This window comes from Vibrio sp. 2304, assembly GCF_033339475.1.
Classification (GTDB): domain Bacteria; phylum Pseudomonadota; class Gammaproteobacteria; order Enterobacterales; family Vibrionaceae; genus Vibrio; species Vibrio alginolyticus.
The window spans coordinates 1-12236 of record NZ_JAWOUQ010000008.1; the positions used below are offsets into that span (position 1 = coordinate 1).

Consider the following 12236-nt stretch of genomic DNA (forward strand, 5'->3'; position numbering starts at 1 on the left):
GAGACTTGAACTCTCACACCTTGCGGCGCCAGAACCTAAATCTGGTGCGTCTACCAATTCCGCCACTTCCGCAACTTATTCTGTAGTTATCAAGGTAATTGGTAAAAACCTAAATAACGTTGTTCATGGTGGCTACGACGGGATTCGAACCTGTGACCCCATCATTATGAGTGATGTGCTCTAACCAGCTGAGCTACGTAGCCAAAACCATATTTTTTGTTCTCAACGCTTTGTTGCCTTGTCGTTGGGAACGGCGCGCATTATGCGAAGTTGAGTGAGATCCGTCAACAGTTTTTTTTAATAAATTTCGGAAAAAACCTCGTTCGCTTCCTTTTTAAACAAAGAGGCGTGTTTATGATCTAAAACTGGAAATAAATTAGCTTGCAGTTGCGTAATTTATTTTTGTTCATTTACTTAAGGTATTAAAAAAGCCAGCTTAACAGCTGGCTTTTAGTGTAAATGAAGTGTTTAGAATTCATTCATTTAATTAAACATTGAAGCGGAAGTGTACAACATCGCCATCTTTTACGATGTAGTCTTTACCTTCTAGACGCCATTTACCTGCGTCTTTTGCGCCATTTTCACCATTGAATTGGATGAAATCGTCGTAACCGACTACTTCTGCACGAATAAAGCCTTTCTCGAAGTCAGTGTGGATCTTACCTGCCGCCTGAGGCGCAGTTGCACCAACAGGGATTGTCCAAGCACGTACTTCTTTAACACCTGCTGTGAAGTAGGTGTGTAGAGTCAGTAGTTCGTAACCAGAGCGAATTACACGGTTCAGGCCCGGCTCTTCGATCCCCATATCTGCTAGGAATTCTTCGCGATCTTCATCTTCTAGTTCAGATAGTTCAGATTCGATAGCTGCACATACAGGTACAACGACATTGTTTTCTTTTTCTGCGAACTCACGAACCGCATCTAGATATGGGTTATTTTCGAAGCCATCTTCGTTTACGTTTGCAATGTACATAGTTGGCTTCAGTGTTAGGAAGTTTAGGTAGCCGATTGCTGCTAACTCTTCTTTAGATAGCTCAACTGTGCGTGCCATGCCGCCTTCAGTTAGTACTGGTAACAGTTTTTCTAGTACGGTTAGTTCAAATTTTGCGTCTTTATCGCCGCCTTTTGCCTTCTTCGCGTTACGTTGAATCGCTCGCTCACAAGAATCAAGGTCAGCCATTGCAAGTTCAAGGTTGATCACTTCGATATCTTCGATAGGTGAAACTTTACCTGAAACGTGAACAATGTTTTCGTTTTCAAAACAGCGTACAACGTGGCCAATCGCGTCTGTTTCACGGATGTTAGCTAGGAATTTGTTACCTAAACCTTCACCACGTGATGCACCAGCAACAAGACCAGCGATGTCCACGAACTCCATCGTCGTTGGAAGAACTCTCTGTGGGTTAACGATCTTAGCTAGTGCGTCTAGACGTAGATCTGGCACAGGAACCACACCAGTGTTTGGTTCAATGGTACAGAACGGGAAGTTTGCTGCTTCGATACCCGCTTTAGTTAGTGCGTTGAACAGAGTTGATTTACCTACGTTAGGTAGACCAACGATGCCACATTTAAAACCCATGATAGTAACCTTATTCAGCTTTGAACGTGTGGAGGCGATTTTGTGCTTTAGATAGGCCATCCTTAATCAGGATATCTAGACAACGAACAGCCTCATCAGCTGCTGCATCTAAAAGCTCTTGCTCTTTAGCTGGCGCTTTACCTAATACAAAACCCGCCACTTTATCTTTGTGTCCCGGATGACCAATGCCAATACGAAGACGATAAAAATCTTTGTTATTGCCCAGTTTGCTAATGGTGTCACGCAGACCGTTGTGTCCACCGTGACCCCCACCTTTTTTAAACTTAGCGACACCTGGCGGTAAGTCTAGCTCGTCATGAGCAACCATGATCTCTTCAGGTTTAATTTGATAAAATTTCGCAAGCGCTGCGATCGATTTACCTGATAGATTCATGAAGGTGGTTGGGATAAGCAAACGGAGATCCTGGCCATTGACCATAATGCGTCCTGTTAGACCAAAAAACTTTGGTTCGTTCTTCAGTGTAACGTTGTGAACGTGTGCTAATTCTTCTACAACCCAAGCGCCCGCATTGTGACGAGTTCTGGCGTATTCTGGTCCTGGATTAGCAAGACCAACAAGAAGTTTGATTTGTTGACTCAAGGTTAGGATCTCTCTGGAATCTCAAAAAGCGCAGTATGATAGCACAGAAAACTCGCGGTGGGCGACCAAGGGATTTTCTAGTTATCAGTACAAATAAAAAAACACCCCAAAGAGGGGTGCTTTTGAAATCAGTGTAACTGAAATGTTCGTATTAGTTGAACATTGCAGAGATTGACTCTTCGTTGCTGATACGACGAATCGCTTCAGCCAGCATGCGAGATAGGCTTAGTGTTGTCACTTTACCTGTTGCAGCCATCTCTTTAGACAGAGAGATAGAGTCAGTTACGATAACTTGGTCAAGAACTGAGTTCTTGATGTTATCCGCAGCGTTGCCTGAGAATACTGCGTGAGTAGCGTAAGCGAATACACGCTTAGCACCGCGCTCTTTTAGTGCTTCAGCTGCTTTACATAGTGTGCCACCTGTGTCGATCATGTCATCAACGATCACACAGTCACGACCTTCAACATCACCGATTAGGTTCATTACTTCAGAAACGTTTGCACGTGGACGACGCTTATCTACGATTGCGATGTCGATGTCGCCTAGTGCTTTTGCTGTTGCACGAGCACGAACAACGCCACCTAGGTCAGGAGATACCACTACAGGGTTATCTAGACCGCGAGCCTGCATATCTTCAAGTAGCACTGGCGTGCCGAAGATGTTGTCTACAGGTACATCGAAGAAGCCTTGAATTTGCTCTGCGTGTAGGTCGATAGTTAGAACGCGGTCAACACCAACGTTAGATAGGAAATCAGCAACAACTTTTGCAGTAATTGGCACACGCGCAGAACGTACACGACGGTCTTGGCGAGCGTAGCCGAAGTAAGGGATAACTGCAGTGATACGGCCTGCTGAAGCACGGCGCATTGCATCAATCATAACAACCAATTCCATTAGGTTGTCGTTAGTCGGTGCACAAGTGGATTGAATGATGAAAACATCGCTACCACGAACATTCTCATTGATTTGAACTGCAACTTCGCCATCAGAAAAGCGAGAAACAGATGCATCACCAAGAGAGATGTAAAGACGATCAGCAATACGTTGGGCTAGTTCAGGTGTTGCGTTACCAGCAAATAGCTTCATATCAGGCACGGTGGAAACCTCGGGTTTGCGTCCAGTTTAAATAGGTCGGTGTGAGGCTGATTGGTATTCAGCCAAAGTCTCTTTTAATGGCGAAATATTGCGCCCTTGAGCGATAAATGCCGAGACTTTATCAGAGAGTTGTGCAAGGATAGTTTCTGCTTCAGATTTGCTCGAAAATTCAGCAAAAACGCAAGATCCTGTCCCCGTCAATCTTGACGGCGCGTATTGTAGCAGCCAAGAAAGTTGCTTATCAACCTCTGGGTAGAGCATTCGTACAATTTTTTCGCAATCGTTTACGCTTGGCGTATTTAAAAGTGTTTCTAGATCTCGTTTTGGGGTGTTTCGCGTCAGATCTGGATGACAAAAAACGTCGACGGTTGCAATAGATACATTCGGTCTGACGACTAAATACCACTTTTCTTCGGGATAAGCAGGAGAGAGTTTTTCACCAACACCTTCAGCAAAAGCTGCAAATCCGCGCACAAATACGGGCACGTCTGCGCCTAGTTTTAAACCTATTTCAGCCAGTTCGTCGTCAGTTAGATTCAGTTGCCATAAGTAATTCAGTGCCACTAATGCTGTAGCTGCATTCGATGAGCCCCCACCAATGCCTCCACCCATAGGCAGCACTTTCTGTAGCTCAATATGCGCGCCAAAAGGGCAGTTTGAGTAAGTTTGAAGCGCGGTTGCTGCTTTCCAAATTAAATTGTCTTGAAGGGGCACACCTTCTATGTCTGGAGAAATCGTAATATCACCAGAATGGTTCGCTTGAATGGTGAGCTCATCGCCGTGATCGACGAATTGGAATAAGGTTTGTAACTCGTGGTAGCCATTCTCTGTACGGCCGTTGATATATAGAAAGAGATTCAATTTCGCTGGTGATGGCCAGCGTGTTGAAAGTTCAATCATTGGGTGATGTTCCATTTTGTGATCACTAGATTTATTTTGACATCAGCTGTGGTGAGTTTCAGCTTATTTGGCAGAGGGAGAGACTGTTCATGCCATTGAACGTCGCCATATCGTTGATAAGCAATACTCCAATCATTTAAACCAATTTGTTTGTTTAACGCTTGCAGTGTATTGGTTGGAGACAGTTGGAATTTGTCGGCATCGGTCGGTAGACCTAATAGCCAGTCAGGCATGTGATCGACGGGCATCATCAACCCTGTAAGACGGTAAATCAGCTGATTAGCACTGCGAGAAGAAAGGACCTGATCATCGTAAGTTTCTACTGTGGCGCCTTGTGGGGTGATGGTGAGCTTTAATGCCGTTTGTCCGAGAATCGTTGTTAAACGCAACTGGCTTAGTGCTGAAGAATGTTTCCAGTAGAAGTTTAAATTTTGTCTTTGGTCTGGGCCAATATAACCAAGTTTCCCCGTTGCTTGAAAATCTTGGATGGTTTCGAGTCGCTGCTCATGAGCTTGCCATTCAACGCTGGTAACACTTTCAGGAACGGACGAACAACCAGCGAGCAGTAAGCTCGACAAGAAAAAAAGAATAAAGGAGCGTAACGTCATGTTTGATGGCTTATTAATCAGTTTCATCGGGAATCGCTCACAACTATAGCATTGAAAAGTCGCACTTAGGAAAACAAATCCGGCTTACCCTTTCAATAAATGCGTGCTTACAGTAAAATTCTGGACCTATTTTATAACCTATCCCAGAGATACCACGTTAGATGTCCTTGCTTGCTATTGGAATTAATCACAATACAGCGTCTGTCGACTTGCGAGAGAAGGTGGCGTTTGGTCCGGATAAACTCGGCCCTGCACTCGAGCAACTTAGAGAGCACGAAGCGGTTAACGGCAGTGTGATTGTTTCAACCTGTAACCGAACTGAGTTGTACTGCGATGTTAAGCAAGGAGCGCGAAACAAGTTGATCGATTGGCTTGCTCAATTTCATCAAGTGAGCCGCGAAGATTTAATGCCGAGTTTGTATGTTCATGAAGAACAAGCTGCAATAAAGCATTTGATGCGCGTATCGTGCGGTCTTGACTCTCTGGTGTTGGGTGAGCCTCAAATTTTGGGGCAGGTAAAGCAAGCATTTTCTGACTCGCGAGATCATCAAGCTGTCGATGCCTCGATTGATAAACTGTTTCAAAAGACGTTCTCAGTCGCCAAACGGGTAAGAACAGAGACAGATATTGGTGGTAATGCCGTGTCCGTGGCTTATGCGGCATGTACACTGGCAAAACATATTTTTGAGTCGTTATCAGATTCAACCGTGCTTTTAGTTGGTGCGGGCGAGACGATTGAATTGGTCGCGAAGCATTTAGCGTCCAACGGTTGCACAAAAATGATTGTCGCGAACCGCACTAAAGAGCGCGCGCAAGGCTTAGCGGACCAATTTGGCGCAGAAGTGATCAGTTTGAACGAAATTCCTGAACATTTGGCGAAAGCGGACATTGTGATTAGCTCAACGGCGAGCCCATTGCCTATTATTGGCAAAGGTATGGTCGAAACGGCTCTAAAGCAGCGCCGACATCAACCTATCTTGTTAGTAGATATTGCGGTGCCGCGAGATGTAGAGTCGGAAGTCGGTGAACTGAACGACGCATATCTGTATTCTGTTGATGACTTGCAATCTATCATCGACAGCAACATTGAGCAGCGTAAAGTCGAAGCGATTCAAGCTGAAGCGATTGTTAGTGAAGAAAGCGCTGCATTTATGACATGGTTGCGTTCACTGCAAGCCGTCGATAGTATTCGCGACTATCGCAAATCAGCCAACGAAATTCGTGAAGAGTTACTGAGCAAAAGTTTGCAATCTTTAGCGGCAGGCGCAGATCCGGAGAAAGTGCTGCGCGAGCTGAGTAATAAACTCACCAACAAACTGATTCACGCTCCAACTCGCGCATTGCAAAGTGCAGCAGAGCAAGGCGAACCAGCAAAATTAACGATTATCCGCCAAACACTTGGCTTGGATGATCTATAACTCACGCTTTTTATTAAGAAAACGACACTATGAAAGCCTCTATTCTGACTAAGCTAGAAACGCTAGTAGAACGTTACGAAGAAGTTCAACATCTTCTTGGTGATCCTGATGTAATTGGAAATCAGGACAAATTCCGTGCTCTATCAAGAGAGTACTCTCAGCTAGAAGAAGTAACCAAGTGCTTCCAAGCTTATCAACAAGCACAAGAAGATCTTGTCGCCGCTGAAGAGATGGCAAACGAAGACGACGAAGAAATGCGTGAAATGGCGCAAGAAGAAATCAAAGAAGCGAAAGCGACGATTGAGCGTCTTACTGATGAGTTACAGATTCTTCTTCTGCCAAAAGATCCGAACGATGATCGTAACTGTTTCCTAGAAATTCGTGCAGGTGCGGGTGGCGACGAAGCGGGTATCTTCGCGGGTGATCTATTCCGTATGTACAGCAAGTACGCAGAAAAGCGTGGCTGGCGCATCGAAGTCATGTCTTCAAACGAGGCAGAGCACGGTGGTTACAAAGAGATGATCGCGAAAGTAAGCGGCGACGGTGCATACGGCGTGTTGAAATTTGAGTCAGGCGGTCACCGTGTACAGCGTGTTCCTGCAACTGAATCTCAAGGCCGTGTGCATACTTCTGCTTGTACAGTAGCAGTAATGGCGGAAATCCCTGAAGCGGATCTGCCTGAAATCAAAGCAGCAGACCTGAAAATCGATACGTTCCGTGCATCTGGCGCGGGTGGTCAGCACGTTAACACCACGGATTCTGCAATTCGTATTACCCACTTACCAACGGGTACGGTAGTAGAGTGTCAGGATGAGCGTTCACAGCACAAGAACAAAGCGAAAGCAATGGCGGTTCTTGCTGCTCGTATCGTTCAAGCGGAAGAAGAGCGTCGTGCCGCAGAAGTGTCTGATACACGTCGTAACCTTCTAGGTTCTGGTGACCGTAGTGACCGTATTCGTACATACAACTACCCACAAGGTCGTGTGTCTGATCACCGTATCAACCTGACCATCTATCGTTTGAACGAAGTGATGGAAGGTGACCTGCAGAGCTTGATTGATCCTGTGATTCAAGAGCACCAAGCAGACCAACTTGCGGCGCTCGCAGAGAACGGCTAATCGATGAGCCAAGTTCAATCGATTGAGCAAGCACTGAAAAGTGCGACGGCGAAACTGGCAGAAGGCGGCAAAGAGTCGCCTTCTCTCGATGCAGCTGTACTCCTTTGCCATGTCCTTGGCAAACCACGAACTTACCTGCTGACCTGGCCAGAAAAAGCATTAGAAGCAGAGCAAAAATCTCAGTTTGACGCTCTACTTGAACGACGTTTAACTGGTGAACCCGTCGCTTATATTATTGGTGAGCGAGAGTTTTGGTCTTTACCATTCAAAGTTTCTCCCTCTACCTTGATCCCAAGACCGGATACAGAACGTTTGGTCGAAGTTGCACTCGATAAGACCTACGAGCAGACTGGGCCTATTTTAGATCTTGGAACGGGGACGGGAGCTATCGCCATCGCGCTTGCATCTGAAATGCCAAAGCGTCAAGTGATGGGCGTAGACCTTAAGCAAGAAGCGAAAGCACTTGCAGAGTACAATGCTGAGCAGCTAAACATCAAAAATGTGACCTTTGCTCAAGGCAGTTGGTTTGAGCCTATTACAGAAGGTACGAAGTTTGCTTTAATTGTCTCCAACCCGCCATATATTGATGAAAAAGATCCACATTTATCCCAAGGCGATGTGCGCTTTGAGCCAAAATCTGCATTAGTTGCTAAAGAGAATGGCTTAGCTGATATTCGTCATATCTCGGATCTTGCTCGTCAGTATCTTGAAGTGGGCGGTTGGCTGGCATTTGAACATGGTTATGATCAAGGTGAGGCGGTGCGTGAGATAATGCGTGGCTTTGGTTACCAACAGGTCGCTACGGAAAAAGATTATGGCGGTAACGATCGAGTAACACTTGGTTGTCTGGCCAGTTAATCATGGAAGTCAGCAAACACTAACTAAAAAGAGAAGAAAAATGTACGTAGCTCTAAAACACATACACTTAGTGACGATCGCTCTCAGCGCGACGCTACTATCGATCCGATTCGTGTTAATGATGATGAACTCACCGAAGCGAAATAATCGCTTTTTGAAAGTGTTTCCCCACATCGTTGATACTGCATTGCTAGTGTCAGGTATCGCGCTTATTTTCATTACGGGTTTCATCCCGTTTACCGATGCCGCACCGTGGTTAACAAACAAAATCACCTGCGTACTGGCGTACATTGCGCTTGGATTCTTCTCATTGAAACTTGCGAAAAACAACCTACTGAAGATATTTGGCTTTTTCGGCGCATTAGGTTGGTTGGTCATGGCTGCAAACATTGCTGTGTCTAAGAGCCCTACGTTATTTGGATAGACGTCATGTTAGAGTTTTTTGACGAAGATTTTGACAATATACCGTTGGTGGAAGGTGCGCTTGAGCTAAACAAAGCGATTAACCCAGAAACCAAAGTACATTGGGCGAAACAAGAGTTAGAGCGTCTTTACAAAGATGCAGAAGCCACGCTTGTTCATGAAACCGATGAAGAGCAACGATTTGATGCATTCCTACGACTGTTTTTCCACGAGTGGGGGTTCAAAGGCGACGAGCAGGAATACTTTATTTCGGACAACAGCTTCATCGATAAAGTGTTGGAGCGCAGAAAAGGTATTCCTGTGAGCTTAGGTTCGATTTTGTTATACCTAGGCAAAAAGCTGGGGTTCCCGTTGAAGGGAGTTACTTTCCCTACTCAGTTCCTGTTAAAAGTCGATTGGATGCATAAGAAGCCAGACTACATCAACCCATTTAATGGTGAGTATGTAGGTGAAAGGATTCTTCAAGCTTGGCTTATTGGCCAGGAAGGACCGTTAGCTCAGCTAAAGCCTGAACATTTTGAGGAAGCTGACAACCCAACAATTATTGGTCGCTGGTTGGCATTGATTAAAAGTGCGATGTTGCGTGAAGAGCATTATACGCTGGCATTACGTTGTACAAATCTTGCTCTAACATTTGTGCCAGATGACCCATACGAAATTCGTGACCGTGGTTTTATTTTCCAACAGCTAGAGTGCCCTCAAGTAGCGGTATCAGATTTTCAGTACTTTATTGACCAATGCCCTGACGATCCGGCTTCCGAGCTACTAAAATCACAAGTTAATGTGATGAGTGAAACGCACGTCACACTTCACTAATTTTATCGATGTGCCGAACGGTGGCGTATCGTGGACAGAAAAAGAGAATCAAAATGGAACAGAAAATCGTTAATATCGGCGACATTCAGGTTGCTAACGACAAGCCATTCACCCTATTTGCAGGTATGAACGTTCTTGAGTCTCGTGATCTTGCGATGCAGATCTGTGAGCACTACGTAAAAGTAACGGAAAAACTTGGTATTCCTTACGTATTTAAGGCGTCGTTTGACAAAGCAAACCGCAGTTCTGTTCATTCATACCGTGGTCCAGGTCTGGAAGAAGGTATGAAAATCTTTCAGGAGCTGAAAGACACTTTTGGTGTAAAGATCATCACGGACGTTCACACTGAAGCGCAAGCTCAACCTGTCGCTGACGTGGTAGACGTTATTCAGCTTCCTGCATTCCTAGCTCGTCAAACTGACCTTGTTGAAGCTATGGCCAAAACAGGTGCGGTTATCAACGTGAAGAAACCTCAATTTATGAGCCCAGGTCAAGTGGGTAACATCGTTGAGAAGTTCGCAGAATGCGGTAACGACAAGATCATCCTATGTGAGCGCGGTTCTTGCCACGGTTACGATAACCTAGTTGTAGACATGCTTGGTTTTGGTGTGATGAAAAATGCTTCGAAAGGTAGCCCAATCATCTTTGACGTAACGCACTCACTACAAATGCGTGACCCATCAGGCGCAGCATCTGGCGGTCGTCGTGAGCAGACAGTTGAGCTTGCTAAAGCGGGTCTAGCGACAGGCATCGCAGGTCTATTTATCGAAGCGCACCCAAACCCAGACCAAGCGCGTTGTGATGGCCCATCTGCACTGCCTCTAGACAAGTTAGAGCCATTCTTAGCACAAATGAAATCGCTTGATGATCTGATCAAGAGCTTTGCAGATATCGATATCAAGTAAACGCCAGATGACTGGTGGTAACAAATACTATAGCCAACCGAGTGTTGGCTATTTTTTTATCTGAAAAGCCGTGAATTCTCAAACTTGTTACTGATGAATTTGTTATTGCTAAACAATGCATCATAATTATTAAATCAATGTGTTAGGGTGCACGTGGTTTTCAAATAGATCCAATGCTTAAAATGTGCATCAGTAATCCCAATAAGAAAAAGGTAAATAAATGAATCAGCGTCTGATGATCAAAACTGTTTTGAGTGCCGCTATCTTGGCCTCGTTAGCTGGGTGTGCTACGCAACCTGCACCAGAATGGAATGCCGATACAACCTATAAATTGACCGTATTGCACACTAACGATCATCATGGTCGCTTTTGGCAAAATCGATACGGTGAATATGGCATGGCGGCGCGTAAAACGTTAATCGATGATTTGCGCGAAGAAATACAGGCTGAGGGGGGGAGCGTGTTATTGCTTTCTGGTGGTGACATCAACACAGGAGTACCTGAGTCTGATTTACAAGATGCCGAGCCGGATTTCAAAGGCATGAGCAAAATTGGTTACGATGCGATGGCTCTAGGTAATCATGAGTTTGATAATCCATTGGACGTGCTATTCAAGCAGCAAGAGTGGGCAAACTTTCCGATGTTGTCTGCCAATATTTACGATAAAAATACTGGCAAGCGTTTATTCCAACCATACGCGATGTTTAAAAAGCAGGGCATTAAAATTGCGGTCATTGGTCTTACAACCGAAGACACTGCGAAACTTGGCAACCCTGAATTCATTGAACAAATTGACTTCCGTGACCCGAAAGAAGAAGCCAAGGAGTTGATTGCAGAACTGAAAGAGACAGAGTATCCAGATCTGATTTTTGCTGTCACGCATATGGGACACTATGAAAATGGTAATAGAGGCATCAATGCTCCTGGCGATGTGGCGTTAGCTCGTTATTTGAATGACGGCGATCTCGACATGATCGTTGGAGGACACTCACAAGAACCTGTGTGCATGGAAGGTCCAAACGTTATCAAAAAGAACTTTAAACCAGGTGATGAATGTCAGCCCGATAAACAAAATGGTACCTTTATTGTTCAGGCACATGAGTGGGGGAAATATGTGGGACGCGCCGATTACGAGTTTCGTAATGGCGAACTCTCGATGGTGAGCTACGATCTAATCCCTGTAAACTTGAAAAAGAAAGTTAAAGTTGATGGTCAGTCGCAACGAGTCTTGATCCAAGAAGAGATTAAACAAGACGAAATGATGCTTGAGTTTCTTCGTCCTTATCAAGAAAAAGGTCAGGGCAAACTAAACGTGAAGATTGCAGAATCTAACGGTAAGCTTGAGGGTGACCGCAATGTGGTTCGTTACCAGCAAACAAACTTAGGCCGATTAATTGCAACGGCTCACATGGAACGTGCGAAAGCAGATTTCGCCGTAATGAATTCTGGTGGTGTTCGAGATTCGATTGCTGCGGGTGATATTACTTATAAAGACGTGCTCACTGTTCAGCCATTTGGCAATATGGTTTCTTACGTTGATATGACGGGTAAAGAGGTATTAGATTATCTAAATGTCGTTGCAACTAAGCCTGTTGACTCTGGGGCTTATGCACAGTTTGCCGGCATTGCGATGAGTATCAATAATGGTGAGGTAACCAATGTGTTCATTGGTAATAAGCAACTTCGCTTAGATGGTAATTACCGCTTTACCGTACCAAGCTATAATGCTGCTGGTGGAGATGGTTACCCTAAAATCGACGATCATCCAGGGTATGTAAATACAGGTTTTACCGATGCTGAGGTTCTGAAGGATTATTTAGAAACACACAGCCCTATTGATGTTAATGAGTATGCCCCTTCAGGTGAAATCACGTATTTAGTTGATACGGCGATTGATCAGTAACCCAACAGAGA

Annotated in this window: 12 protein-coding genes and 1 tRNA gene; 7 read left to right on the plus strand and 6 right to left on the minus strand. The window is 44.9% G+C overall.

From position 1 onward, the window contains the following. Positions 1–126: 126 nt before the first annotated feature. From R7P64_RS15960 to lolB, 6 genes are all read right to left on the minus strand, one after another. Positions 127–203 (minus strand) — tRNA-Met (locus R7P64_RS15960). A 284-nt stretch (positions 204–487) separates the two neighbouring features. Beyond that, a complete protein-coding gene (gene ychF, locus R7P64_RS15965; protein ID WP_005393178.1) occupies positions 488–1579 on the minus strand; it encodes a redox-regulated ATPase YchF in 1092 nt (363 codons plus the stop codon). Between the two features lie 10 nt (positions 1580–1589). Further along, positions 1590–2180: an aminoacyl-tRNA hydrolase gene (gene pth / locus R7P64_RS15970; RefSeq protein WP_104978865.1), complete on the minus strand. Its 591-nt coding sequence runs from the start codon at positions 2178–2180 to the stop codon at positions 1590–1592. Between the two features lie 151 nt (positions 2181–2331). Further along, the gene (locus tag R7P64_RS15975; RefSeq protein WP_005393176.1) at positions 2332–3276 is read right to left on the minus strand and encodes a ribose-phosphate pyrophosphokinase; all 945 of its coding nucleotides are present in this window, start codon (positions 3274–3276) and stop codon (positions 2332–2334) included. Between the two features lie 27 nt (positions 3277–3303). Next, on the minus strand, positions 3304–4176 hold the full coding sequence (gene ispE, locus R7P64_RS15980; protein ID WP_064369040.1) for a 4-(cytidine 5'-diphospho)-2-C-methyl-D-erythritol kinase: 873 nt from the start codon (positions 4174–4176) through the stop codon (positions 3304–3306). After that, complete coding sequence (lolB, locus tag R7P64_RS15985; protein ID WP_017634843.1) at positions 4173–4811, minus strand: lipoprotein insertase outer membrane protein LolB; 639 nt, start codon at positions 4809–4811, stop codon at positions 4173–4175. Before lolB ends, ispE begins: the two co-directional genes overlap by 4 nt. A 134-nt stretch (positions 4812–4945) precedes the next feature. On the opposite strand from lolB, the gene hemA reads away from it, so the two are divergent. The 7 genes from hemA to ushA all read left to right on the plus strand — a co-directional run bounded on the left by hemA (position 4946) and on the right by ushA (position 12225). Beyond that, complete coding sequence (hemA, locus tag R7P64_RS15990; protein WP_005384104.1) at positions 4946–6202, plus strand: glutamyl-tRNA reductase; 1257 nt, start codon at positions 4946–4948, stop codon at positions 6200–6202. Positions 6203–6231: 29 nt separating this feature from the next. Continuing rightward, positions 6232–7320, plus strand: coding sequence for a peptide chain release factor 1 (prfA, locus tag R7P64_RS15995; protein WP_005382222.1), 1089 nt, complete (start codon positions 6232–6234; stop codon positions 7318–7320). 3 nt (positions 7321–7323) lie between these two features. After that, on the plus strand, positions 7324–8178 hold the full coding sequence (gene prmC / locus R7P64_RS16000) for a peptide chain release factor N(5)-glutamine methyltransferase (protein WP_017634841.1): 855 nt from the start codon (positions 7324–7326) through the stop codon (positions 8176–8178). 40 nt (positions 8179–8218) lie between these two features. Then, positions 8219–8602: a SirB2 family protein gene (locus R7P64_RS16005; RefSeq protein ID WP_005382225.1), complete on the plus strand. Its 384-nt coding sequence runs from the start codon at positions 8219–8221 to the stop codon at positions 8600–8602. A 5-nt stretch (positions 8603–8607) separates the two neighbouring features. Continuing rightward, on the plus strand, positions 8608–9417 hold the full coding sequence (locus R7P64_RS16010) for a SirB1 family protein (RefSeq protein WP_005384098.1): 810 nt from the start codon (positions 8608–8610) through the stop codon (positions 9415–9417). A 53-nt stretch (positions 9418–9470) separates the two neighbouring features. Next, on the plus strand, positions 9471–10322 hold the full coding sequence (gene kdsA, locus R7P64_RS16015; protein WP_005384095.1) for a 3-deoxy-8-phosphooctulonate synthase: 852 nt from the start codon (positions 9471–9473) through the stop codon (positions 10320–10322). Between the two features lie 220 nt (positions 10323–10542). Next, positions 10543–12225: a bifunctional UDP-sugar hydrolase/5'-nucleotidase UshA gene (gene ushA / locus R7P64_RS16020; RefSeq protein ID WP_262635237.1), complete on the plus strand. Its 1683-nt coding sequence runs from the start codon at positions 10543–10545 to the stop codon at positions 12223–12225. The last annotated feature ends 11 nt before the right edge of the window (positions 12226–12236 follow it).

What these genes read in the sequence shown, in the direction of transcription:
- ychF (WP_005393178.1), bottom strand. Translation starts at nt 1,579, where the DNA reads ATGGGTTTTAAATGTGGCATCGTTGGTCTACCTAACGTAGGTAAATCA.
- ispE (WP_064369040.1), bottom strand. Translation starts at nt 4,176, where the DNA reads ATGATTGAACTTTCAACACGCTGGCCATCACCAGCGAAATTGAATCTC.
- lolB (WP_017634843.1), bottom strand. Translation starts at nt 4,811, where the DNA reads ATGAAACTGATTAATAAGCCATCAAACATGACGTTACGCTCCTTTATT.
- hemA (WP_005384104.1), top strand. Translation starts at nt 4,946, where the DNA reads ATGTCCTTGCTTGCTATTGGAATTAATCACAATACAGCGTCTGTCGAC.
- prfA (WP_005382222.1), top strand. Translation starts at nt 6,232, where the DNA reads ATGAAAGCCTCTATTCTGACTAAGCTAGAAACGCTAGTAGAACGTTAC.
- prmC (WP_017634841.1), top strand. Translation starts at nt 7,324, where the DNA reads ATGAGCCAAGTTCAATCGATTGAGCAAGCACTGAAAAGTGCGACGGCG.
- R7P64_RS16005 (WP_005382225.1), top strand. Translation starts at nt 8,219, where the DNA reads ATGTACGTAGCTCTAAAACACATACACTTAGTGACGATCGCTCTCAGC.
- R7P64_RS16010 (WP_005384098.1), top strand. Translation starts at nt 8,608, where the DNA reads ATGTTAGAGTTTTTTGACGAAGATTTTGACAATATACCGTTGGTGGAA.
- kdsA (WP_005384095.1), top strand. Translation starts at nt 9,471, where the DNA reads ATGGAACAGAAAATCGTTAATATCGGCGACATTCAGGTTGCTAACGAC.
- ushA (WP_262635237.1), top strand. Translation starts at nt 10,543, where the DNA reads ATGAATCAGCGTCTGATGATCAAAACTGTTTTGAGTGCCGCTATCTTG.